The organism is Actinomadura geliboluensis, assembly GCF_043197915.1.
Taxonomy (GTDB): Bacteria; Actinomycetota; Actinomycetes; order Streptosporangiales; family Streptosporangiaceae; genus Spirillospora; species Spirillospora geliboluensis.
Genome location: NZ_JBICUA010000021.1, coordinates 92,597 through 115,305 on the forward strand (window position 1 = coordinate 92,597; position 22,709 = coordinate 115,305).

The window sequence follows — 22,709 nt, forward strand, 5'->3', positions numbered from 1 at the left end:
TTCGAGGGGCGCCAGGTGGCTCGCCAGGCTTCAGGGCTCGCCAGGCTTCAGGGCTCGCCAGGCTTCAGGGCTCGCCCAGGCTTCAGGGCTCGCCAGGTGGTGTGTCCAGGCCGGGGTCGTGGGTGGTGGTCGGGCCCGCTTCTGTGATCGGCCACGGCGCCCACCCCCGATGGCCATGTGGTCTTGCGGCTGCGGGGCGAGGGGGCGGCGCGCGTTTCAGGGGGCGGTGGTGCTCTGGTGGCACCCGGTTTTGTGGTGTTCGGGCAGGTGGAGGATGTGGGTGGATGCCTTCCCCTGAACTCTGGTGCGACCTCGCGCCTCAGACATCGTCGGTGGAAGCGCGAGGGCGCGCGTGTGGCTGTGGTGGGGGTTAGGCGGCTTGTGGGGGGTCTGCGGGGGATTTCAGGATGTCGTACATGCCCAGGGGGAGCGTGTCGCCCCAAAGCCAGTCGTTGATCGTGCCGTCGAAGGTCGCGGGTGGGGTGACGGTGAGGAGGCGCGAGGTCAGCGGGGTGAGGGTGATCTGGAAGGGGGTCGGCGGGGCGAGCGGAACGCGGCGGGTGGTTCCCCAGAAGTCGTTGAAGTCGCGCTGGGAGAGGTCGAGTTCGGCGGGGATCGTGCGGTCGCGCCCGGCCGGGCCGGTGGCGAGCCAGGACCAGTGGTCGGTCAGGAGGCGGCGCGCCGCGGTGCGCAGGACGTTCAGGGCGGCGAGGTCGTGCGGGCAGGCGACGTCGGTGATCTGGAGTTCGGGGAGCCCGAAGCGGCGGAGGCCGCGGGTGCGCAGGCGGACGCAGGCGCACCCGTTGACGCCCTCCGGGTCCAGTTCCGGGTCGGCGGCCGTGCAGCGGCCGTTGGCGCGGAACGGCGGCAGGGCGTCGCCCAGCCAGCGGTCGGCGAGGACGAAGCGCGTCCGTTCGGCGGCGGGCGGGGCCAGGATGTGGCCGGTGACGAGATCGGCGACGATGCCTCCGGTGGCCCGGGCGATGGCGTACGCGGCGGCGCGGGCCGCCTGGGCGCCGCGGGGCTGGTCGGTGATCGGCGCGAAGGCGGTGATGACGGCGAAATCCGAGGCGTCGTTGAAGGTCTGCGCGGCCGGCCGGTCCTCCGGGACGGCCGCGCGGATCTCGCCCGGATCCCAGCGCAGGGTGGCGGAGCTCTCCCGGGTGAGCTGCAGCTGCGGCGAGCCGAGCCGGCCGGCGATGTGGGCGTGGAAGGGGCCGGCCGCGGCTTCGCGGAGGATGCCGGGGAGATCGTGCGGGACGCCGTCGGTGGCGACGGCGAACCGCGAGGTCGTGGTGGCGGGCACCGGGAACGTGATCGTGGCCATCGGGCCGCTCCTTCCGGGAGGGGACATCGCCAGCTTGCGCGCCCGTCCCGGGAAGAGGCACCCGAATCCGGTTCTGGGGATAACTCTCTGGTCAGCGCGGCCGGATCGCGCCGGGGGTGGTGCCGAAGCGCTCCCGGAAGACCCGTGTGAAGTGGGCCTGGCTGGCGAAGCCGTGGCGGTGCGCGATCTCCGCGACGGTCGCCGCGGCCGACGCCGGGTCGGCCAGGTCCGCCCTGGCCCTCGTCAGCCGGCGGTCCATGACGTAGCGGACGGGTGTAGTGCCCTCCGGTTCGAAGACGCGGCTGAGGTGGCGGACGGAGATGCCCAGCGCGGACGCGACGCGTTGGGCGCTCAGCCCGGAATCGTGCAGATGCCGGTCGATGTAGTCCCTGGCCACGAGGAGGTGGAGCAGCCGGGTGGGGGACGCGGGGCGGTCACCGGCTTGCTCGGCGGCGAGCAGGCCGAGGAGTTCGAGGGCCAGGTCGTCGGCGTGGCCGGGCCCCTTGCCCGTTGTCAGCTCCAGCAGAAGCGACCGCAGCGTGCGGGAGGCGGGGGTGGGGCGTGAGGCGTTGAGGGCGATCGGAGCGGGGAGAACCGGCGTGCGGAAGTGCTCTGCGAACATCTCGCGCGGAACGTCCAGGAGGAGCTTCCGCATCGGAGCAGAGAAACCGAACAGGTACGGACGAGACGTGTCGTAGAGGACGATGTCTCCCGCGCCGACCTTCAGGCACCCACCGGAGTGGAAGAAGACGGCCTCGCCCTTGAGGACGAGGCTCGCGAACACCGAGTCCTTGGGGAAGTCGCGGCAGATGCCGGGCGTCCGTTCGATGACGTGTTCGTTCCCCCGGATGTCGGCCAGGCGCAGCCCGCCGACGCGCAGGTTCGCCTGCCGGGCCAGGAGGCCGCCCTCGGCGTAGGAGGTGCAGGTCAGCCCGACCAGCGCACGCGCGTTGTACTGCTCCCAGTAGGAGACCCGGTCGCCCGGCGGGACGTCCTCGGTCGATACACGCGACTCCAGCACGGAAGCGGCCATCTCGACCTCCCTCGCAGGTGGGAGGTCGAGTCTAGCCAGCGTCCCTCAGCGGAAGAGCGAGTCGACGTAGTCCGAGCCCAGGCCGACCTTCTCGTAGTGCTCGCGGCACATCGCGATGTAGTCGTGGACGTCGAAGTACCCTTCCGTGTCACCGTTCTCGTCCAGCCAGATGAGCGGGCCCTTCACGATGAACATCGTCTTCATCGGCTCGCCGCTCTCGTAGGCGACGAGGGTGTGGCCTTCGCCCGGCGCCTCGTAGACGAAGTCGCCGGCCGTCGCCGTCCACGGGCGTTCGAGGTAGCCCCACTTGCCGGAGATGGTGTACGCGAACACCTCGTGCGGGTGGTAGTGCCTGTTGACCAGGCCGGCGCTGGTGGCGCGCAGGATGTCCGCCCAGGAGTTGTCCTTGACGTTGATCCAGAGCGGGCGCGAGCCGACGGTCTCGGTGAACGGCACGTAGTAGCGGTCGTCGTCGGTGGCGACCTTCGGCAGGTACACCTCGGGCAGGGCGTCCGGCTTCTGGGAGTTCTGGATCGGCTTCAGGTTCTTCCAGAACTCGGTGGTCGCGTCCTCCGGCATGGCTTCCTCCAGGTGGGTCGGTCCGTTGACCGGCAGTGAACCGCGCAGGTCCGGCCGTGTCTTCCCGCTGCCGGACGTCCGGCCTTGCCTGGCCGGGACACCGGCGATTCACCGGGCGGTCGGCCGCGACGTTCGGTAAAATCCCCGTCACCCGCAGTTAAGATCATCAAGAGGTGACGACATGTGCCGGCTTTTCGGGATGAGTACAGGAGGCCCCCGCGTCAGGGCGGCGCACTGGCTGCTGGACGCGCCGCGGAGCCTGCGCGCGCAGAGCCACCGCATGCAGCACGGCGCGGGCCTCGGCTGGTTCTCGCTCGGCGGCGAGCCCGTCCGCGACCGCGCGCCCCTGGCCGCCTTCGAGAACGCCGACTTCGACCTGCACGCGCGCAACGTCCCGTCCCATACCTTCGTGTCGCACGTGCGGGACGCGTCCGTGGGCGGGCTGACCGTGCGCAACTGCCACCCCTTCGTGATGAACGACCGGCTGTTCGCCCACAACGGCGTGGTGAAGGGGCTGGACGTGCTCCGTACGTGGCTGACCGAGATCGAGCGCGCCCACGTCGCCGGAGAGACCGATTCGGAGCTGGTGTTCGCCTACCTGACGGCCGAGATCCGGCGCCGCGGCGACACGACGGCCGGGATCGTCGAGGCGGTGCGCCGCATCGGTGCGGAGCTGCCCGTGTTCGCGCTCAACCTCCTCATCGCCGAGGCCGGCCGCCTGTGGGCGCTGCGCTACCCGGAGAGCAACGAGCTGTGGGTGCTCTCGCCGGACCGGGGCGGTGCGAGCGAGCCCGGGCGCCCCGCCGGCGGTCCGGGGGCGGCGGACGGCGGCCCCGGCCGGGCCCCCGCCGGCGGGCCGGGCCCGGTCCCGGCCGTCGTGATCGCGAGCGAGCCGATGGACGACGATCCCGGCTGGCGGCTCCTCGAACCCGGTGAGCTGCTGGTGGTCGACGGGCTCGCCGAGGAGTCGCACTTCCCGTTCGCTCCGCCGCGGCATCCGCTGCGCCGCTCGGACCTGTCGCTCCGCGAGGCCGCCTCCCAGGCCACCGGGCCGGTGCGAGCCCAGGGCGCGGAACCGGCCGTGCCGGGCCTGGACCGGGTTCCGGTCCGGGTGCCGCTGCAGGCGGTGATCGTTCGGAACGGACGACCGCCAGCGGTTCCGGACCCGTCTGTCTAGATCCGACACGCCGTTCACCACGGATAAGACCAGCTTCGGCCGAATTCGCGGTGATTCGCGCGGCATCGACGGCGTAATCAGGGGGAATGTGTACGTTGGGGAGATCAACACTGCTGTGAGCTGCGGGGACGGGCCCCGCCGCCCAGCCTTGAAAACAGGAGGTCCCCGTGGCTCGAACACTGTCGAGGGGCACCCGCGTCACCGGTGCCGAACGCACGCAGCTCGCCGCCGAGCTCGCTCCGCGGTACGCGGCCGGTGAGAGCATCCGCGACCTGGCGGCCGAGACCGGCCGGTCGTACGGATTCATCTACAACGTGCTGAAGGAGGCGGGAGTGCCGCTGCGCGGGCGCGGCGGCAACACCCGGCGCAAGAAGGGCTGACCCGCTCCCGAGACCAGGCAAGACCAGATAGGCCGAGAAGAAAGCACAGCACATGAACGGACGTCCCCCTCGCCCCCCGGGGGGACCCCGTGCGCTAAGGACGGCGAGACGCTCCGGTGACCTCGGAGCGCCCGTTCAGGCTGGCGAGGTCCGCGGCGGCGCGCCCGGCCACCCAGCCCTCGTAGTTGGAGACGGAACCCGCCCGCCCCTGGGCGAGGTTCGGGAACATCGTGTCGACGGCCTGCTCGACGGCCCGGTCGCGCGCCGCCAGCACGGGAAGAAGATCCTTCCCGCCGGCGCCCGCGGCCGCCCGGTCCGCGGCCTCGCCCGCGGCCTCGCGGAGGCGCTCCCCGATCCGGGACGCGTACGCGTTGAGGAAGGCGTGCCGGAACGACCGCGTGCGTGAGCGTCCTCGCGCGTCGCGCCGCGGACCCGCGTGCACCATGGCGGACGTCGCCTGGACCAGCAGCGACGTGAACAGCATCTCCACCGCGGCCAGATCGGCCGGGAAACCCAGGACCGTGGAGAACCCCAACTCCCGATGCCACACCGCGCGGCAGCGGTTCGCGTCGGCCACGACCGTCAGCAGTACGGCCTTCGGCGCCTCGTAAGGGTTGTCCACCGCGACGCGCCGTCCAGCGGGCCCTCCCATGTCGCCCGTCTCCGCGGCCAGCAGCACATGGTCGATGCTGTGCCGCGCGATGAGTTCCTGGGCGCGCGCGCTGAGCGCCTCGGCCTCCTCCGGGAACTCGGTCGACTCCGCCTTGGCGAGCAGCGCACGGACCTTGCCGAGCATCCGCTGATCCACGTCCCGCGTCGTCTCCGGTGTGGGCGTGCTTGCACTGGACGATGCCGAGCCGGGCGGCGGGGCCAGGGGCGGGAGCCTCGGCAGTGTCTCCAGCAGGTGGACGAGCTCGATCGCCGTCGCGATGTAGCGGGCGCGTGCCACGCCCTCGCGGTCGCACCATTCGGCCGGGTGGGCGTCGTCGTCCGTCCACCAGACGGTGGCGTCCAGGGAGGCGAGCTGCTCGTGCCAGACGGCGTCGACGGTGGTGGCGGAGTAGGCGCGCAGCTCGCCGGCGATCGCGTCCGCCGCGAGCCCCGCGTGCCGGGCGGTGTACCGGCGGGAGACGAACCTGATCACGTCGGCCGGCTGCCAGCCCCGGCTCCACGCCCCGGTGACGCCCTGCCGGAGCCGGTCGGCCAGGTGGTGATCCGTGGCGTGCGTCCACAGTGGCGTGCCGGGCCCCTGCTCCAGTTCGGCTACGAGTTCTCGGAACGCCGCGCCATCACCGCGCGCCAGTGCCGTGACCGCCTCGGCCACCACAGCACCGGCCGCCGACTCCAGAGCAGGCTCCCAGGACGACTCCGGCGATCCGGGACCGCGCCGCCGCCGCGACTTCCACACCGCCACTCCCACGGTCCGATTGCACGGGCACACAGCATCCTGTCATCCGGCCGGGACCCGCTCGGCCGCCGGCGGGCGACTCGCGGAAGGGAGCGAGCCCATAGCCAGCGGAGGCCGGAGGCGGCAGGGGGCGGGCACGAACGCGACGGCCCCGGCCGCAAGGGCCGGGGCCGCGTGATTCGGCGTCTTCCAGCGTTCCCGGCGTCGTCCGTCGGGGTCGCCGTCCGGAGGACGGCTACGGGCCGCCGTGCTTGTCGCCGCGCATCTCCTCCACCACCACGCTCTGGTACGCGCGGGAGGTGTCGGGCACGTAGCTGAGCCGTGCCAGGGCCTTGCCCTCGGGATCCCTGATCTCGAAGTGGTAGCCCCGGCCGGCGTCGCCGACGTGCGCCACGGCCTGGTCGTGCCGGAGGCGGCACATCGTGTCGACCTTCTCCAGCGCCACCTTCAGGCTCCCCGCGTCGCTGATGAGCCGGGCCGGCTCGCTCGTCTCCCAGATCTCGAACATTGATCGTGTCCTGTCGGCGGTCGGTCGGAAGGAACGGGCGGGGCATTCCAGACGTCGGGGACAGCTTGCGCCCAATTGGTGGATCTTTCAATCAGTTCAGGTATCGGATTGATCACCATTCGAAGTTGTCCACGCTCACAGCGTCATGTCCGCAAGTGGCGGCGGACCAGTGGTTCCCCGGGCGGCGTCCGGATCGATAAGGTCGGCGACACATAACCGAATGGGATTCGGAAGGGGCCGGGGTGGAGTACCGGGTCGTGTCCATCGTCCGAGACCACGCCCGCGAGCGGGGGACGGCGCCCGCCGTCACCGGGGACGGGCGGACCGTGAGCTACGCCGAGCTCGACGAGCGCTCCAGCCGGGCCGCGCAGGCCCTGCGGGCGGCGGGGCTCGGCCCCGGGTCGCGCGCCGCCTACGTCGGCAAGAATGCGCCCGAGTTCTTCGACCTGCTGTTCGGCGCGGCCAAGATCGGCGCCGTGACCGTCCCGGTGAACTGGCGGCTCACCCCCGCCGAGATCGCGGCGATCGTCGCGGACGCGGACGCGCCGGTGACCGTGCTGGACGCCGAGTTCGCCGACCTCGCGGACGCGCTGCCCGGCCGCGTCGTCCGCACCGGCGACGAGCACGAGCGCTGGCTGGCGGCGCATCCGGCCGACGACCCCGGTTTCACGGGGGAGCCGGACGACATCGTCGTGCAGCTCTACACCTCCGGCACGACCGGGGTCCCGAAGGGCGTCCAGCTCAGCAACGCCAACTTCGAGGTGGGGGAGCGGATGGCCCGCCGCTGGCGGCTGGACGGCTCCTCGGCGAGCCTCGTCCCGATGCCGCTGTTCCACATCGGCGGCTCCGGCTGGGCGCTGGCCGGGCTGTACGCGGGCTGCCGCCAGGTGCTCGTCCGCGACATCGACCCGGCCGCGCTGGTCGACACGTTCGAGCGGGAGCGGATCACCAACGCGTTCATCGTCCCGGCCGTCCTGCAGTTCATGTGCCAGGTCCCGGGCGCGGCCGGCCGCGACTACTCGGCGCTGCGCGCGATCACCTACGGCGCGTCCCCGATCACCTCGGAGGTGCTGCGCCGCGCCCTCGACACGTTCAAGGCGCCGCTGTTCCAGCTGTACGGGATGACGGAGACGACCGGCGCGATCGTCCAGCTCGACCCCGAGGACCACGACCCCGAGGGCCCGCGCGCGCACCTGATGCGCTCGGCCGGACGCCCCTACGACTGGGTCGAGGTGAAGATCGTCGAGCCGGGCGGGGACGCCGAGCGAGCGCCCGGCGAGGTCGGCGAGGTGCTGACGCGCTCCCCGCAGAACACGCCCGGGTACTGGAACCGCCCGGAGGAGACCGCCCGGCTGCTGGCCGGGGACGGCTGGCTCCGCACGGGCGACGCCGGCTACGTCGACGCCGAGGGCTACCTGTTCCTCACCGACCGCATCAAGGACATGATCGTCACCGGCGCGGAGAACGTGTACCCGATCGAGGTCGAGGAGGTCCTCGCCGCCCACCCCGCCATCGCGGACGTGGCGGTCATCGGCGTGCCGGACGAGCGCTGGGGCGAGACCGTCAAGGCCGTCGTCGTGCTCGCGCCGGGCGCCGAGCTGACCGCGGACGAGGTGCTCGCCTACGCGCGCGAGCGGCTCGCGGGCTTCAAGCGCCCGCGCTCGGTCGACTTCGTGGACGCGCTGCCGCGCAACCCCAGCGGCAAGATCCTCAAGAAGGACCTCCGCGCGCCCTACTGGGACGGACTGGGCCGCACGATCGCCTGAACCCTCCCGCGCGCCCGTGGCTATGCCTATGCCTCGACGGTGACGACGGTCTCCTTGGCGTCGGGCTCCAGGAAGCGCAGCAGCGCCTCCCCTTCGGTGGTCAGCGCCTTGACGGCCGCCTGCGGGAGGCGTTCGAACGGCCGCAACGTCAGGGTGGCGACCTTGCGCTTGTATTCGGTGTCCCAGATGCCGCGAGCGAACCCGTCCCAGAGGAAGACGGCGCGGACGCGCAGATTCTTGGTGGTGAGCATGGGCCTGTCGGTGTCGGAGATCACGCGCCTGCGGTCGGCGTGCGCCAGGACGAGGCTGTCGAACTCGGGCAGGAACCGCGCCGGCGCCGGGACGTCCTCTCCGGGGCGCGGCGCGTCCGGCAGGTCGAACAGCTCCCGGCCCTTGTCGTCGGCGAAGACCCGGAGGCCGGGCCGCAGGCGCTCAAGGGCCTCCCCGGCGGACGCCAGGCCGGACCATGTCTGGGCGTCGGCGGCGGAGGCCGGCCCGAAGGCCGCCAGGTACCGGAGCATCAACTCGTCGAGCGCCGTCTCGGCGGACGGCTCGCCTCCCAGCCAGCCGCCGGCGAGTGTGAACTGCGCCGTACGCGGGAAGCCCCACCTGTCCTGTGTGGGGACCATCACCAGCGGCACGCACAACCGGACGGCGTAGCCCAGGGCGCGGTCGTTGACGTCCGGGAACTGCTCCTGGAGCAGTGCGCGGACCTCGTTGAAGGTGCGCGGCCCGTCCGAGAGGAGCGCACCCGCGGCGGGCACGACCTCGTCCAGGTCCAGCCCTTTGGCGCGGTCGCCCAGAACGCGCAGGGCGCCGTCGAGCATCGGCTGCAGGGTCGTACGGAACGCCGTGTAGTCGGTGCCTGTGACCAGATGCAGTGTGGCCCGCATCATGGTGGCCCGGACGAGCGTACGGTCCTGCAAGGCCGCATGCAGATCAGACGCTCGGAAACCGTCCAGCCGTGTCCATAGCCCCAGGAAAGGCGGCTTGGGCTCCTGCGCCTGCATGCCGCCCAGCCGCGCCACCGCCTCGGTGACCGGGACCGCCTCCCGTGCGAGCAGCATCTGCCGCGCCAGCGTCGCCCGGTTCAGGGCCCGGATGCTCAGTGTCTCCGTCACCCGTCCAGCATGCCGGGCTCCCGAGCCCCCCGCACCAGCCCCGCGCCCGGCCACATGGGGTGGATCCGGGCCGACGGTGTGCCCGGCCTCGACTATGGGTGCGTGTGGCGGACATCACCACCGCCAGGACCCGAGCCAGCGCGGCGTGCGACCTCGACCGGCCGGCCGAGCCGGGATTCGTCTACGTGGCCGGGGAGGCACGCACCGTACAGGCGGTGTGCGCGCATCTCGTCCGGGAGGGCGGCCGGGCCCGCAGATCCGTGCTGGTCAGACCCGGTATCGACGCCCGGCGGGCGCGGGATGGAGGGACGTTGGAACGATCGACAGGGGCCGGGGTTACGGGGGGATATTTCTTGAAATGCACGTGCATCAGCTCTTGCACCTGCACGCCATCCCTAGCAGGATGATCCCGGACCCCCGCACGTGAACTCCCCGGAGATCGCGATGAACGCACACTTGAGCGACAGTGACCGACAGGCGCTGCGGCTGGCCCAGGATCTCCGCGAGGAGATGCGGGCCGCGCTTCCGCAGCTGCCGGCCGCCCCCTCGGTCTCCCCGTTCGTCGACCAGTCCGGGATGCCGAGCGTCCTGCTGAGGATGGACGCGGAGACCGCCCACGCGCTCATGGCCCTGCTGGCCGAGCGCCGTGCGGGGCAGCAGGGCCTCCCAGGGCCCGAGCCTCGCCGGGCCGACGGATCCCACGTACCGCCACCTCCGGCCCAGGCCGTGCCGGCGGCGCAGGGACCCATCGTGGCCGCGGCCGACCCCTACGGCGAATCCGCCTACCAGGGCGCCCCCTACACGGGCACCGCGTACCCGCAGCCCGGGTACCCCGAGCCCGGCTACCCGGAGCCCGGCTACCCCGAGCCGGTCTACACGGAGGGGCCGTTCGTCCCGCCGCAGCCGGGGGCTCCGCTCTTCACCGGTGGCACCGGGCCGACGCCGCTCGTGCCGACGGTCTACCCGACGCACTGAACCAGCCGGACCCTTCGACGCCGCGGGCTCGCCCCGCGGCGTTTGTCATGCGCCGAGCCAGGGCTTGACCGGGCCGCTGTCGTCGCCCCCTGAGGGCCTCCAGGGAGCCGTGCAGACGCGCGGAGGCCCCGCCGTGCAGGCGCGCGGAGGCCCGGCCCTGCAGGCCCTCCGGCCGCCCGAACCCAGGCTTTACCTGCTCTGGGGGGATGGTTGGAATGCCCGTTGTAGTGGGTGTGTTCTTTAGGGTGTCGCGGTGATGCTGTGGCAGTCCGCTACAGCGTTCTCCTCGGCCCTCTGCCCGGTCTCTGAGGCGGTACGGCGCGCTCGCGCAGGCCGTGATCGGGGACCATAAAGATCGTTCTTTGCGGGGCGGACGACCCGGAAGCCCGATGCCAAAGGGGCTCCAGTCCAGTCCTCGGGAAAACGATCTACCTGGGCAAAGGTAAAGAAAACGGCGGTTTGGCGAAAGTACGGTAATGCCGTATATAGTCAACCGCAGGTCGGGTCAAAGAACCCTTGACCTGGCCAATCGCATAGCCGTCGCCTCCCGCCCGCCAGGCGGGAATCATCGCGCCGAACCGCGGTCGTCCCATGCACCGGCCGCGCGTATCCGGGATGCGCCCATGAGCCCCCGGCCCGGCGTTCCTTCCGTTTGAACCAAGCCCGTGTTCACGCATGCCCGAGAACGGTCGTGCGCACCTGAGTGCGGGCGCGGTCCACCATGCCCGTGGATCGTTCCAAGCGGGTCCTTCACCGCGGCGGCACCTCCCGAGTCCCGAGTCTCGGAGCCGCTTCCCCCTGCCCGGAATCCGGCGCGACGCCACCCGGCGGAGCGCCCCGGCGCGGAGCGGCAGCCCTGTACCCCGAACGAAGGAAATCAATGCAGCAGCGAGCGATCAATGTCGTCCTGACCGGCGTGACCGGCACCGCCCTCGCGGGCATGCTGGTGGCCGGCGTCGCAGCGGCCAGCGATGACTCCGCTCCGGACAAGCAGTTCCTGTCGCAGCAGGCCGTGGCCTCGCAGGAGCACAAGACCTCCCCCAAGAAGACCTTCGACGCCGCTGAGAAGGGCGAGGCCAAGGCCGCCCCCGATGCCGGTTCCAAGTCCGGTTCCAAGGCCGCGGCCAAGCCGGACGCCAAGCGCGAGAAGACCGGCTCCAAGTCGCTGCTGAGCGGCAAGACCACCGCGTCCTACTTCTGGGACGACGGGTCGGGCGTCAACGGCGACACCGGCGCCCCGGCCGGCGGCAAGCCGATGCAGAAGGGCCTGTTCGCCAGCCCGAGCTGGCCCCTCCACACCAAGGTCAAGGTCAGCTACAAGGGCCGCAGCGTCACCGGCTTCGTCGGCGACCGCGGGCCGGGCAAGCCCTCGCACCGGGGCGTCATGCTCGACCTCGACACCTACACCTTCCGCTACCTGCTGGACGGCGGGAAGCCGAAGAGCAAGTACAACTCCGGCACGGGTGAGGGCCACCTGAAGGGCGTCAAGTGGGAGGTCCTGTCCTGGGGCCACGGCGCCGGGAAGAAGGGCGCTCCGCGTCCCTTCGGCTCCTGACCCGAAGGAACTGAGGCCACATCACCGGTGACCCGGTGAAGCGGCTGACACAAGAAGAAGGCCCGTGACGGCGATGTGAGCCCGCTCACTTCCGTCCGTCCGGCCTCACATAGACCCGGCACAGGGCTGCCGGTGCATGGAAGACGGGGATTCCCCGGTATCGCGAGATCACCGGGGAGTCCCCGTTTTCAGCTCTCCGGGGCCCTCCCGCGCCAGCTCCCTCGACAGCGCCCGCGCCGCCGTGCGGACGGCCGGCGCGAGCCGGTCCAGGTCCAGCCGGCACACGTGCCCGGTGATGGAGATCGCGGCGATGGCGCGGCGCCGCCGGTCGAGGATCGGCGCGGCGACCGCGGACACCCCGGCCTCCGACTCCTCGCGGTTGACCGCGTAGCCGCGGTCGCCCTCGCCTCCGTGACCGTGCCGGGACGGCTCCGGGACGTGTCGCTCACCGTCGCGGGCGGCGAGATCGTCGGGCTGGCCGGGCTGCAGGAGTCCGGCCACCTCGCCGTGCTCGACGCCGTCTGCGGCCGGGCCCGGCCCACGTCCGGGACGGTCCGGCTGCCGGACGGCCGGTCGCCGCGCTCGCCCCGACACGCGGTCACGATGTGCGTCGCCTACGTTTCCGGCGACCGCAAGGGCCGCGGGCTGATGCTTGACAAGGCGCTCTGGGAGAACATCACGTCGGTGAGCTGGCTCGGGCAGGGCCGCGGCGGGCCGATGCCGCGCCGCTCCCGCCTCGTCGCCCGCTCCCGCGAGCATTTGGAGCGCCTCCGCGTCCGCGGCGGCGTCCACGCCCGCGCGAGCGACCTGTCCGGCGGCAACCAGCAGAAGGCCGTGTTCGCGAAGTGGCTGGACGCGGACCCGGACGTCCTCGTCCTGGACGACCCGACCCGCGGTGTGGACGTCGGCGCCCGCGGCGAGCTGCACGGCATCGTCCGGGGCCTGGCCGCCGAGGGGAAGGCGGTGCTGATCGCCTCCAGCGACCTTGCCGAGCTGGTCGAGCTGTGCCACCGCGTCGTCGTCCTCCAGCACGGCCGCATCGTCGCCGCCCTCGCCGGCGACCGGCTCACCGAGCAGGAGCTGAGCCTTGCCATGAACGCGGGCTTCGCCGCCCCCGGCTAGCCGGCCAGGAGCCCGACGACGGGCGCGAACGCCTCCATGGCCGAGTCCGGGACCTGGTAGTAGGTGAAGCCGTAGCGGTCGCGGCGGGCGAGCATCTGCTCGGCCATGTGCTCGGGCGGGCCGACGAACTGCGACGGCATCTCCAGCACGAGCCCCGCCGACGACGTCCCCCAGCCCCGCGTCACCGCGACGCGGGCGGCGGTGCGGCGCGGGTCGTCCCCGAACACGGGGTTCACCATCATGCTCAGCTCCACGTCCCGGCCGCCGGCGGCCTCCCGGACCCGGTCGACCTTGCGGGCGATGATGTCCGGCAGCCGCTCGGTGAGCTCGTCGGAGATCGCGCCCTCGGGCAGGGCGCGGGGGAGGACGCCGACCGTGTCGGCGTGCCGCCCGGCGATCCCGAGCATGCGGGCGCTGCCCGCGCCGACGACCAGCGGCGGCCGCCGCTCCGGCCGCGGGAAGACGGTCAGCCCGTCGACGCGGTAGTGCTCCCCGGCGAAGTCGGTCTTCTCGCCGCCGAGGAGGCTCCGCAGGATCCGCAGCGACTCCTCCAGCCGCCCGACCCGCGTCCCGGCCGGGTCGAACGGCATCCCCGCGGCCTCGTACTCGTCGCGGAGCCAGCCCGCGCCGATGCCGAGCTCGAACCGCCCGCCCGACAGGTGGTCGAGGGTGGCGGCCTCCTTGGCGAGCATCACCGGATGCCGGAAGTCGTTGGCGAGGACCATGGTGCCCAGCCGCAGCGTGGTCGTGGCGGACGCGGCGGACGCCAGCGCCACCATCGGCGCGAGCTGGTCGCCGAACGGCTCGGCGACGAAATGGTCCCGCAGCGTCAGCACGTCGTATCCGAGGGCTTCGGCGCGCCGCGCGGTCTCGACCAGGCCGTCGCCCGACCTGATCGACTCGCCCACGACGCCGAAGCGGAAGTTCCCTGCCATGCCATGAGCGTGCCCGCCGGGCGGGTGCGGGTGCTGGCGGGAATCCGACAAGAGGGTTCCCGGCAGGAGGTCTCGACCGGCGGAACGGGACGAGCGGCTCGGTCGCCGTCCGTGCGGCGTAAGGGCGTCACCGACTGCCCCGTTCGCACCGGTCCCTTCCCAGGCTGCGTCGCGCCGCGCGGATTTTCAAGCTCCGCGGGGCTCCACCCGCTGTGCCAGCAGGCGCCCCGGCCAGTCGCCGACGGTGAACTCGGCGACGGGTTCGAACCCGTTGCGGCGGTAGTACTCGACGAGCCGCCCGTCGCCGCCGCCGTAGCAGTCGACGCGCAGCAGGGAGACGCCTCTGGCCCGCGCCTCGTCCTTGGCCTTCGCGATGAGCGCGGAACCCACGCCGTGCCCGGCGAACGCCCGGTCGGTCACCAGCAGCGTGATGTACAGCTCCGGCTCGCCGGCCGGGTCGACGTAGGGCGCCGGACGGGGCGCGACCGCCATGACCCCGGCCGGGCGGCCGTCCACCTGCCCGACCCACAGCTCGTCGTCGCGGGCGATGCCCTCGATCCGCTCCACGCGGCGCGGATCGCCCGACCACGGCTCGCTGCCCCACTGGCCCGTCCGGCCGCGGGCCGCGAGCCACGCGACCGCGCCGTCCAGCATGGCGAGCATCAGCGGCGCGTCCGCGGGCCCGCCGCTCCGGATCTCGATCATGCGCCGATGAAGCCCTGCGCGCGGCGGAACAGGCCGAGGGTGATCGCGTGCAGCAGGTCGCCGGTCTCCCGGGGCGCCTTGCCCGCGAACGCGCGGGCGTGCGTGCCCTCCAGGACGATGCCGAGCTTGAAGCAGGCGAGCACCGCGTACCAGGTGATGGACGACAGGTCGCGCCCGGCGACGGCGTCCGCGCGCTCGGCGTAGGTGGCGACCAGTTCGTCCGCGGCCGGCAGCCCGCCCGCCTCGCCCAGCGGCCCGGCCAGCGCGGCGCTCTGGTCGTCGCGGTCCGGCCAGGTGGCCAGCAGCCAGCCGAGGTCGAGCAGCGGGTCGCCGATCGTGCACATCTCCCAGTCGACGATCGCGGCGACCTCGGGGCCGTCGAAGGAGTACATGAGGTTGGCCAGGTGGTAGTCGCCGTGCAGGATGCCCGGCCGCCACACCTTGGGACGGTGCTCCTCCAGCCAGCGGGCGACGTCGTCCAGGCCGGGGATGTCGGGGCCGGGGTAGCCGTCGAGCGCGCTGTAGGAGTCGAGTTCGGACATCCAGCGGCCGACCTGCCGCTCCAGGAACCCCTCGGGCTTGCCGAAGTCGCCCAGCCCGGCCGCCTCGTGGTCGACGGCGCCGAGCGCCGACAGCGCGCGCGCCGCGTTCAGCCCCATCTCCCGCCGGACGGACGCGTCGCCCGCGTGCAGGGCCGGGAGCGTGACCGAGGCGTTGAAGCCCTCGACCGGCGTCATCAGGTAGAAGACCGCGCCGCCCATCACCGACTCGTCCGGGCAGGCCGCGATGAGGCGCGGCGCCGGGACGTCGGTGCCGTCGAGGGCCCCCAGCACGCGGGCCTCGCGGCGCAGGACGTCGTTCGTCCTGGCCCGCAGGTGCGCCGGGCCGCGCCGCAGCACGTAGTCGCGGCCGCCCCGGCGGAACCGGATCAGGGTGTTCTGCGTGCCGCCCGCGAGCGGCGCGACGTCCTCGAACGGGCCGCCCGGCAGGCCCCGGTCGTCCATCCACCCGGCCAGGACGGCGAAGTCCACGAGGGCGCGGTCGATCTGCTCAGGCTGCACGGCGGGTCCCTTTCCGGCGCAAGGTCATCCGGAGGGTAACAGTCATGCACTTGCATTACTTACTGAGGTAGGTCGATTATCGGGGGAAACGACGCAGGAGGCTCGCCATGGCATGGGACTTCGAGACCGACCCCGACTACCAGGAACTCCTCGACTGGGCGGACGCCTTCGTCCGGGACGAGGTCGAGCCGCTCGACCTGGTGCTCGGCGACCCCTACGACAAGAGCGACCCCCGCTACAAGCGGCTCGTCCGCCCCCTCCAGGACCAGGTCCGCGCCAAGGGGCTGTGGGCCTGCCACCTCGGCCCCGACCTCGGCGGGCAGGGATACGGCCAGGTCAAGCTGGCTCTGCTGAACGAGATCCTCGGCCGCTCCCGGTGGGCGCCGTCGGTGTTCGGCTGCCAGGCGCCCGACTCCGGCAACGCCGAGATCATCGCCCACTTCGGCACGCCCGAGCAGAAGGACCGCTACCTGCGCCCCCTGCTGGACGGCGACATCTCCTCGTCCTACTCGATGACCGAGCCGCACGGGGGAGCCGACCCCACCCTGTTCACCACCCGCGCCGTCCGGGACGGGGACGGGTGGGTCATCAACGGCGAGAAGTGGTTCTCCTCCAACGCCCGCCACGCGACCTTCCTGATCGTGATGGCGGTGACCAACCCCGACGTGTCGGCCTACGAGGGCATGTCGATGTTCATCGTGCCCGCCGACGCGCCCGGGCTCACCACCGTCCGCAACGTCGGCGTCGGCGGCGAGCGCGAGGGCTCGCACGGCTACCTGCGCTACGAGGACGTCCGCGTCCCGGCCGAGAACCTCCTCGGCGACGAGGGCGGCGCGTTCGTCATCGCGCAGACCCGCCTCGGCGGCGGCCGCATCCACCACGCGATGCGGACGATCGCGCAGGTCCGCAAGGCGTTCGACATGATGCTGGAGCGGGCGGTGTCCCGGCAGACCCGGTTCGGCGCCCTGGCCAAGATGCAGATGACCCGCGAGAAGATCGCCGACAGCTGGATCGAGATCGAGCAGTTCCGGCTGCTCGTGCTGCGCACCGCCTGGCTGATCGACAAGCACGGCGACTACAAGAAGGTCCGCAAGGACATCGCCGCCGTCAAGGCCGCGATGCCGAAGGTCTACCACGACGTCGTCCAGCGCGCGATGCACCTGCACGGCGCCCTCGGCGTCTCCAACGAGATGCCGTTCGCCGGCATGCTGCTCGCCGCCGAGGCGCTCGGCATCGCCGACGGCCCCACCGAGGTCCACAAGATCACCCTGGCCCGGCAGCTGCTGCGCGACGTCGAGCCGGTCGAGGGGCTATGGCCGTCCGGCCACCTGCCGACCCGCCGCGAGGCCGCCCGCGAGCGCTTCGCCGAGGCCCTGGAGCTCGCGATCGCCGATGAGTGACACCCGCGAGCGGCTGCTGGACGCCGCCGAGGCCCTGTACGCCGCGCGCGGCGTGGACGCCGTCAGCCTCCGGGAGATCCTCCAGGAGGCCGGCGCCCGCAACGCCACGGCCGTCCAGTACCACTTCGGGGACCGCGCCGGGATCCTCCGCGCGATCTTCGCCCGGCACGCCCCCGACGTGGAGGCCCGCCGGCACGCCCTGCTCGACGCCTACGAGGACGGCGAGCGGGGCGTCCGCCCGCTCGCCGCCGCCCTCGTCCGCCCGCTCGCGGCCCGCCTGGCCGACCCGTCCGGCCGCGCCTACCTGCAGATCTGGGCGGACGTGGTGAACCGCCCGAACCCGCTCGTCCCGATGGCTGTGCTGGACGACCCCCGCGACAGCCTCTGCCGCTGGCGGAACCTCGTCGAGCCCCTCCTCGAAGAGGACGCGGCCCGCCTGCACCGCCGCTTCACCGCCATCCTGTACGCGTCGATCGAGCTGGCCCGCCGCGCCCGCTCCGGCCCCCGCACCGACGACCGCCTGTTCACCAGCTACCTGATCGACGTCGTCGCCGCGATCCTCGGCGCCCCCGTCTCGCCCGAGACCCGCCGCCTCGCCGCCGAACGCGACGCCGCCCGCCGCTGAGGTGCCATCCGTCCAAGACGGGGCGGATCCTCGCCCCGCACACTGGGCATGCCAGACCCAGGGAGGACGACATGACGAGTGAGATCCGCCGGACCTTCTACCCGCTGATCAGGTCCGCCGACCCGGCGCGGACGATGGCGTGGCTGGAGAAGGCGTTCGGCTTCGCCGAGATCGCCGCGCACCGGGACGACACCGGGAGGATCGTCCACGCCGAGATGCGCTTCGACACCGGCCTGCTGATGCTCGGCACCGCCGACACGGCCCCGGCCTCGGTCTACGTCGCGGTCGACGACCCCGACGCCCACCACGACCGCGCCGAGGCCGCCGGCGCCGAGATCACCAGCCCCCTCACCGACCAGGACTACGGCTCCCGCGACTACGCGGCCCGCGACCCCGACGGCAACACCTGGTACTTCGGCACCTACCGCCCCTGATCACCACCGTCCCTAATCATCACCGTCCCTGACCACCCCGCCCCGTCCGCGGATATTCGGAGGCTCGGGAGCGGGGGCGGTGTTACGGTTCCGGGAGCCGGCCGCGGGACTTCGGTGCGACTTCCGGAACCCACCTTTGAAGTGATGATTCGCCAGCTCGCGCTTCCCTTCCCCGGCCGGCGCCCCCCATCGCCCCCACCGAGCCCGGGAAACCATGAGCGAGACGTTCGCGGACCTCGTCGCGTGCGAGGACGTGCTGATGTTCGTCAACGCGGCGATCACCTCGACCGGGCAGCGGGAGTTCCACGGCGACGGGGCGCAGCAGCGGCTCAGCCTCGGGTTCCTGCACGAGTACATGCTGGAGAACTACCGCGAGGTGTACGCGGCCGCGCTGGCGCTGGACGTCAACGACCACAACGCGGCGATCATCATCCGGAACCTGCTGGTGCGGGCGGGCGATGTCGCGGTCGAGCGGCGCAGGCGCGAAGGGCTGCTGATCGCGCGGCGGCTGGAGACGATGCCGCAGCAGCGCGTGTACCGGGTCTTCCGGGACCTGCGGCGGCTCGGGGTGAACAACCGGCGGACGCGCGCCATCATCCGCGACTGGATGGCCGGGCGCCGCGACCCCGCCTTCGACTTCGTGAAGTACCGCGGGGCGGTGAAGGACGTCGCGCGGCACGCGCACCTGCGGTTCGACCCGGAGCAGCACTCCTTCCTGTTCGCGCCGCGGTCGGTGAAGGCGTTCCAGACGCCGATCTTCGAGCGGTGGCGCCGGGCGCACTACGAGCAGGCCGCCATTTACGAGCTGCCGTACACGGTCGCGGAGGGGTTCGCGGCCAAGCACGGGATCCCGCGCCAGGTGTTCCTGGAGCGGATCGAGCACCGGATGACCCGGCTGGAGCGGCTGCGCATGCAGGGCGCCGGAGTCTCCGCGGAGCTGGGGGAGATGCCGCTGACGCGGCTCGCGTCGTATGTGCTGTCGCTGTCGCTGGACAAGCGGTCCGCGCGGCGCGCCGAGCTGTCGCGGGCGCTGCGCACCGCGGCCCGGCGGGTCGCCGGGGCGGCGCGCGGGTCGTGGGGCCGGGTCGCCGCCGTGCTGGACGACAGCTACTCCTCCCTCGGCTCGGGGGAGAAGCGGCGCCGCCCGCTCGCGGTCGCGCTCGCCGTGCACTACCTGCTGGAGGCGCTGGCGAAGGAGTACACGCCGCTGTGGACGTCGGGCCGCACCGACGAGCTGCTGCTCTACCCGTCCGGCCCGACGCCGCTCGGCCTGCGGATCATCGACGCGCTGGACACCGCCCCCGAGCGGCTCCTCATCGTCTCCGACGGTTGGGACAACGCCCCGCCCGGCCTCGCCGCCGACGTGCTGCGGGTCTGGCGGACCCGGCTCGACCCGGGCCACCGGGTGGCGCCCGGCCAGCGGACCCTGATCGTGCACCTCAACCCGGTGTACGACGCGGAGGGCTTCGAGGTGCGGCGGCTGGCCCCGGCCGTCCCGACGGCGGGCATCCGCGACGCCGAGAACCTGGCCACGCTGGTGGAGCTGGCGAGGTTCGCCGAGGGGCGGGTCGGGCTCGCCAAGCTGCGGGCCCACCTCGACGACCGGGCCGCCCGGTTCCTGGGAGCGCCGGCATGACGTTCGACCTTGAGGGACTGGAGACGGGCCCGGCGCAGGCGTGGGGTTCGGTGCGGCTCGTCCCGCTCATCCGTGACGAGCCCGTCCCCAACCTGCGGCTGCACCGCAAGGTGTACGCCGAGCCGGTGTCGGTCGTGGACGTGGGCGACGCGTACTACGTGTCGTTCGTCCCGCACGCCTTCGTGGCCGCATGGGACGACGGCGACCAGCTCCCGGGCGCCTCCTACGGGACGCGGCTGCTGGACCGCGCGAGTGAGCAGGCGCCGCCGCGCATCCCGGTCCGGGTCGTGCGGCGCATGGCGCGGAAGGCGGACCGCAACCGGCTCCGCTTCCTGCCCCTGCACCTGGCCGTCGAGGGCTACCTCGCGCTGCACTTCGGCGGCCCGGAGATCGCCTGGGAGGAGTGGGCGCGCCGGGCCGTCGCCCGGGGCCTGTCGCCCCGCTGCGAGGAGACCTACACCGGGCACCGGGTGCGGGGCCTGGAGGACGCGCTGAGGATCTTCGAGATCCATCCGGGGCAGTGCGGCGTCATGGTCTACGTCGCGGACTCGCTGGCGAGCGCCTTCGTCGTCCCGCATCCCGACGACTACCGGGCGCTGCACCCGACGCTGGTCGAGGACCTGTTCGGCGAGCTGATCTACATGTACGGGCTGCTGGGCGCGCCCGCCGGCGACCTGTCCGCCCGCATCGACGGCGCCGGCATCCGCACCCTGGCGGACCTGCGGGCCGCGGCCGAGATCCAGCGGGAGGAGTGGGCGTCGTTCCACGACGCGGTGATGGCCGGGCAGTTGTTCGACGAGGACGGCACCCGGCAGGTCGTCCAGCACCTGCACGGGTTCGAGCTCGCGCGGTTCCTGCCGTCGTTCGCGCTGCGCGGCGAGAACCACATCGGCGAGGCGATCACCGACGGGGACGGCCGGGTCGCCTACCTGAAGTCGTTCCGGCTGTCGGACACGCAGGTCAGGCGCGGATACCTGCTGCGCAGGCTCGCCGAGCACGACTGGCGGCTGAGCGCCGCCGCCGCGGCCCTCGGCACCGACTCGGGAGGACTGGCGCTGCGCCTGGAGCGGGCGGGGTTCGGCTACCTGCTGCGGCAGGACGTCCTCGACCACTACCGGGCGCAGCGGCGGGCTACCTGAGGCCGGCGAACAGGTCTTCCTCCTTGTCCGGGGCCTCGACGCGGCAGAAGTGCCGGACGAACGCCTCGTACGAGAACGCCGCGCGCTGCATCTCCTCCGGCATCCGCAGCAGGAAGATGTTCTCGCCCTGGCTGGCGTGCGCCTCCAGGGCCTTGCGCTTGGCGTCCACGTGCGCGGAGACGTCGACCGCGCTGGTGATCAGCTCGTCGGGGGTGCCGAAGTCCTCCGGCGGGTCGAAGTCGATCTCCACGCCGGCCTCCCGGACGGCGTCGAACATCTGCTTGATGCCCGACCGGGGGATGGCGGTGTAGTACAACTTGTCGGGCACGCCGGTCCGCTCCGCGGCGGCCAGCGCGATGCGGTGCGCCTGGATGTGGTCGGGGTGCCCGTAGCCGCCGTTCTCGTCGTAGGTGACGACCACCTGCGGCCGGTACCGCTCCATCAACTCGGCCAGCCGCCCGGCGGACTCGTCGAGCGGGACGTTCGCGAACGCGCGCGGGTCGTCGTTGGTCGCCCAGCCGTCCATGCCGGAGTCGCGGTAGCCGAGCAGCTCCAGGTGATCGATGCCGAGCAGCGCGACCGACTCGCGCAGCTCGCCGAGGCGGCGCCGCGCGACCTCCTCGGCGTCGTGGCCGGGCTCGCCGGGCTTCACTCCGCCGGAGTCGTCGCCCTGCTCGCCGTTGGTGCAGGTGACCAGCACCGTGCGGATGCCCTCGGCGGCGCTGCGGGCGAGCAGGCCGCCCGTTCCGAGCACCTCGTCGTCCGGGTGGGCGTGGACGGCCATCAGCGTGAGTTCGTGCGTCATCCGGGCTCCTCAAAGGGGTTTCGGCCGTCCACCCTACGTCCGGTCGCGCGGAGTTGATCACACCTGGGGCGATCACGCCCGGGTCGTTCACACCTGGGAGGTGGATTCCGCCGGCGACAGGTCCGCGACCGTCAGCGGGTGCGCGGGCGCGTCGAACGGGAACGCCGAGGTCGCCTCCAGGCCGTCCAGGATGAGCAGTTCGCCGGGGGCGAGGAGCCGCCAGCCGGGGTCGTCGTCCATCCGCTCGCTGGCGATGACGACCGCCGGGCACGCCTCCCGGTGCGCCGCCACCCGCACCTGGCCGGGCTCGCGGTCGGACGCCAGGTGCCGGGCGGGGCCGGGCTTCTCCAGCGTCGGCGTGAGCACCCACAGCTCGTGGGTGTCCGGGTAGCGCAGCGCCCACAGCCGCCGCGACTCGGCGAGCAGGACGTTCAGCGCGAACACGGGCAGCTCGGCGGCGATGCGGCGCACGGCCGCGACCAGCCCGGCGGTGGTGTCGCCGTGCCGCCGGATCTCCGCGGTGACGTAGGCGAAGACGAGCTCGGAATCGGTCTGGCCCTGCATCAGCGCCCGGTCCACGTCGGTGAGCCACGAGCCGAGGCCGTCGAGGCCCCGCACCACGCCGTTGTGGGCGAACAGCCGGTCGTCCATGACGAACGGGTGCGAGTTGTGCACGTCCGGCGCCCCCGTGGAGGCGTACCGGACGTGCGACATGAACGTGTGCGACACGATGTTGCGCGCCTCGGCGTTGAAGTCGGCGTCCTGGAACGCCGCGATCGGCGCGCGGTCGCGGACGGGCTCCTCGCCGAGCGAGAACCAGCCGAGCCCCGTCCCGTCCGGCATGCGGCGGGACTGGAACTCCAGGCTCTCGGGCGCGTCCAGCAGCCAGAACGTGGCGTGGACGCGCGGCCCGCCCGTGGTCATCCCGAACAGTCGGCACATGCCCGGAGGATGCCCGCCCGGCGCCCTCCGGAACACGGCGCGCGAAATGACCTTCGACCCCGGGCCCGCGATGACG

At 72.6% G+C, this 22,709-nt stretch carries 23 protein-coding genes; 11 read left to right on the top strand and 12 right to left on the bottom strand.

Features of this window, described 5'->3' with window-relative positions:
- Positions 1–370: 370 nt before the first annotated feature.
- The 3 genes from ACGFI1_RS42850 to ACGFI1_RS42860 all read right to left on the bottom strand — a co-directional run bounded on the left by ACGFI1_RS42850 (position 371) and on the right by ACGFI1_RS42860 (position 2,939).
- On the bottom strand, positions 371–1,327 hold the full coding sequence (locus tag ACGFI1_RS42850) for a hypothetical protein (RefSeq protein WP_392793399.1): 957 nt from the start codon (positions 1,325–1,327) through the stop codon (positions 371–373).
- Positions 1,328–1,418: 91 nt separating this feature from the next.
- Complete coding sequence (locus ACGFI1_RS42855; RefSeq protein ID WP_392793400.1) at positions 1,419–2,360, bottom strand: helix-turn-helix domain-containing protein; 942 nt, start codon at positions 2,358–2,360, stop codon at positions 1,419–1,421.
- A 45-nt stretch (positions 2,361–2,405) separates the two neighbouring features.
- Positions 2,406–2,939, bottom strand: a complete 534-nt coding sequence (locus ACGFI1_RS42860) for a 2,4'-dihydroxyacetophenone dioxygenase family protein (protein WP_386875570.1) — start codon at positions 2,937–2,939, stop codon at positions 2,406–2,408.
- A 199-nt stretch (positions 2,940–3,138) separates the two neighbouring features.
- Between ACGFI1_RS42860 and ACGFI1_RS42865 the strand changes: the two genes are divergently transcribed.
- Both ACGFI1_RS42865 and ACGFI1_RS42870 read left to right on the top strand, forming a co-directional pair.
- The gene (locus ACGFI1_RS42865) at positions 3,139–4,116 is read left to right on the top strand and encodes a class II glutamine amidotransferase (protein ID WP_392793401.1); all 978 of its coding nucleotides are present in this window, start codon (positions 3,139–3,141) and stop codon (positions 4,114–4,116) included.
- A gap of 167 nt (positions 4,117–4,283) precedes the next feature.
- Positions 4,284–4,496, top strand: a complete 213-nt coding sequence (locus tag ACGFI1_RS42870; protein ID WP_089329011.1) for a helix-turn-helix domain-containing protein — start codon at positions 4,284–4,286, stop codon at positions 4,494–4,496.
- A 94-nt stretch (positions 4,497–4,590) separates the two neighbouring features.
- Here ACGFI1_RS42870 and ACGFI1_RS42875 read toward each other — a convergent pair whose 3' ends face one another.
- Together ACGFI1_RS42875 and ACGFI1_RS42880 are read right to left on the bottom strand one after the other, a co-directional pair.
- Positions 4,591–5,916, bottom strand: a complete 1,326-nt coding sequence (locus ACGFI1_RS42875; protein WP_392793403.1) for a DUF2786 domain-containing protein — start codon at positions 5,914–5,916, stop codon at positions 4,591–4,593.
- Positions 5,917–6,139: 223 nt separating this feature from the next.
- Positions 6,140–6,412: a hypothetical protein gene (locus ACGFI1_RS42880; RefSeq protein ID WP_138640786.1), complete on the bottom strand. Its 273-nt coding sequence runs from the start codon at positions 6,410–6,412 to the stop codon at positions 6,140–6,142.
- Between the two features lie 257 nt (positions 6,413–6,669).
- On the opposite strand from ACGFI1_RS42880, the gene ACGFI1_RS42885 reads away from it, so the two are divergent.
- Positions 6,670–8,178 carry a long-chain-fatty-acid--CoA ligase gene (locus tag ACGFI1_RS42885; protein ID WP_392793404.1) on the top strand — a complete coding sequence of 503 codons (1,509 nt, stop codon included), beginning with the start codon at positions 6,670–6,672 and terminating at the stop codon, positions 8,176–8,178.
- Between the two features lie 26 nt (positions 8,179–8,204).
- On the opposite strand, the gene ACGFI1_RS42890 is transcribed toward ACGFI1_RS42885, so the two are convergent.
- On the bottom strand, positions 8,205–9,299 hold the full coding sequence (locus ACGFI1_RS42890) for a winged helix DNA-binding domain-containing protein (RefSeq protein ID WP_392793406.1): 1,095 nt from the start codon (positions 9,297–9,299) through the stop codon (positions 8,205–8,207).
- Positions 9,300–9,755: 456 nt separating this feature from the next.
- Here ACGFI1_RS42890 and ACGFI1_RS42895 point away from each other — a divergent pair, with 456 nt between their 5' ends.
- On the top strand, positions 9,756–10,274 hold the full coding sequence (locus tag ACGFI1_RS42895) for a hypothetical protein (protein WP_392793408.1): 519 nt from the start codon (positions 9,756–9,758) through the stop codon (positions 10,272–10,274).
- Positions 10,275–11,154: 880 nt separating this feature from the next.
- Entirely contained in the window at positions 11,155–11,829 is a 675-nt protein-coding gene (locus ACGFI1_RS42900; protein WP_392744226.1) for a hypothetical protein, read from the top strand.
- A gap of 168 nt (positions 11,830–11,997) precedes the next feature.
- Here the strand turns inward: ACGFI1_RS42900 and ACGFI1_RS42905 are convergent, their stop codons facing one another.
- A complete protein-coding gene (locus ACGFI1_RS42905) occupies positions 11,998–12,330 on the bottom strand; it encodes an IclR family transcriptional regulator domain-containing protein (RefSeq protein WP_386875555.1) in 333 nt (110 codons plus the stop codon).
- Here ACGFI1_RS42905 and ACGFI1_RS42910 point away from each other — a divergent pair.
- The gene (locus tag ACGFI1_RS42910; protein ID WP_392793410.1) at positions 12,241–12,951 is read left to right on the top strand and encodes an ATP-binding cassette domain-containing protein; all 711 of its coding nucleotides are present in this window, start codon (positions 12,241–12,243) and stop codon (positions 12,949–12,951) included. The two genes, ACGFI1_RS42905 and ACGFI1_RS42910, sit on opposite strands and share 90 nt — an antisense overlap.
- Here the strand turns inward: ACGFI1_RS42910 and ACGFI1_RS42915 are convergent.
- The 3 genes from ACGFI1_RS42915 to ACGFI1_RS42925 all read right to left on the bottom strand — a co-directional run bounded on the left by ACGFI1_RS42915 (position 12,948) and on the right by ACGFI1_RS42925 (position 15,652).
- On the bottom strand, positions 12,948–13,886 hold the full coding sequence (locus tag ACGFI1_RS42915) for a TIGR03621 family F420-dependent LLM class oxidoreductase (RefSeq protein WP_392793412.1): 939 nt from the start codon (positions 13,884–13,886) through the stop codon (positions 12,948–12,950). The genes ACGFI1_RS42910 and ACGFI1_RS42915 overlap by 4 nt on opposite strands.
- 186 nt (positions 13,887–14,072) lie before the next feature.
- On the bottom strand, positions 14,073–14,591 hold the full coding sequence (locus ACGFI1_RS42920; RefSeq protein WP_356948772.1) for a GNAT family N-acetyltransferase: 519 nt from the start codon (positions 14,589–14,591) through the stop codon (positions 14,073–14,075).
- On the bottom strand, positions 14,588–15,652 hold the full coding sequence (locus ACGFI1_RS42925; protein ID WP_387078682.1) for a phosphotransferase family protein: 1,065 nt from the start codon (positions 15,650–15,652) through the stop codon (positions 14,588–14,590). The genes ACGFI1_RS42920 and ACGFI1_RS42925 overlap by 4 nt, the downstream gene beginning before the upstream one ends.
- Positions 15,653–15,759: 107 nt before the next feature.
- Here ACGFI1_RS42925 and ACGFI1_RS42930 point away from each other — a divergent pair, with 107 nt between their 5' ends.
- The 5 genes from ACGFI1_RS42930 (at position 15,760) to ACGFI1_RS42950 (ending at position 20,886) form a co-directional block, all read left to right on the top strand.
- Positions 15,760–17,052 (top strand): acyl-CoA dehydrogenase family protein, encoded by a 1,293-nt coding sequence (locus tag ACGFI1_RS42930; RefSeq protein ID WP_387078681.1) that lies wholly within the window; start codon positions 15,760–15,762, stop codon positions 17,050–17,052.
- Positions 17,045–17,677, top strand: a complete 633-nt coding sequence (locus ACGFI1_RS42935) for a TetR/AcrR family transcriptional regulator (protein WP_301176364.1) — start codon at positions 17,045–17,047, stop codon at positions 17,675–17,677. The genes ACGFI1_RS42930 and ACGFI1_RS42935 overlap by 8 nt, the downstream gene beginning before the upstream one ends.
- A 71-nt stretch (positions 17,678–17,748) precedes the next feature.
- Positions 17,749–18,111: a VOC family protein gene (locus tag ACGFI1_RS42940; protein ID WP_387078678.1), complete on the top strand. Its 363-nt coding sequence runs from the start codon at positions 17,749–17,751 to the stop codon at positions 18,109–18,111.
- Between the two features lie 214 nt (positions 18,112–18,325).
- Positions 18,326–19,747, top strand: coding sequence for a hypothetical protein (locus ACGFI1_RS42945; protein WP_392793414.1), 1,422 nt, complete (start codon positions 18,326–18,328; stop codon positions 19,745–19,747).
- Positions 19,744–20,886, top strand: a complete 1,143-nt coding sequence (locus ACGFI1_RS42950) for an ARPP-2 domain-containing protein (RefSeq protein WP_392793415.1) — start codon at positions 19,744–19,746, stop codon at positions 20,884–20,886. Before ACGFI1_RS42945 ends, ACGFI1_RS42950 begins: the two co-directional genes overlap by 4 nt.
- Here ACGFI1_RS42950 and ACGFI1_RS42955 read toward each other — a convergent pair.
- Positions 20,879–21,691, bottom strand: a complete 813-nt coding sequence (locus tag ACGFI1_RS42955; RefSeq protein ID WP_301176360.1) for a PIG-L family deacetylase — start codon at positions 21,689–21,691, stop codon at positions 20,879–20,881. The two genes, ACGFI1_RS42950 and ACGFI1_RS42955, sit on opposite strands and share 8 nt — an antisense overlap.
- A gap of 87 nt (positions 21,692–21,778) precedes the next feature.
- On the bottom strand, positions 21,779–22,633 hold the full coding sequence (locus tag ACGFI1_RS42960; RefSeq protein WP_392793416.1) for a class II glutamine amidotransferase: 855 nt from the start codon (positions 22,631–22,633) through the stop codon (positions 21,779–21,781).
- Positions 22,634–22,709 lie beyond the last annotated feature (76 nt).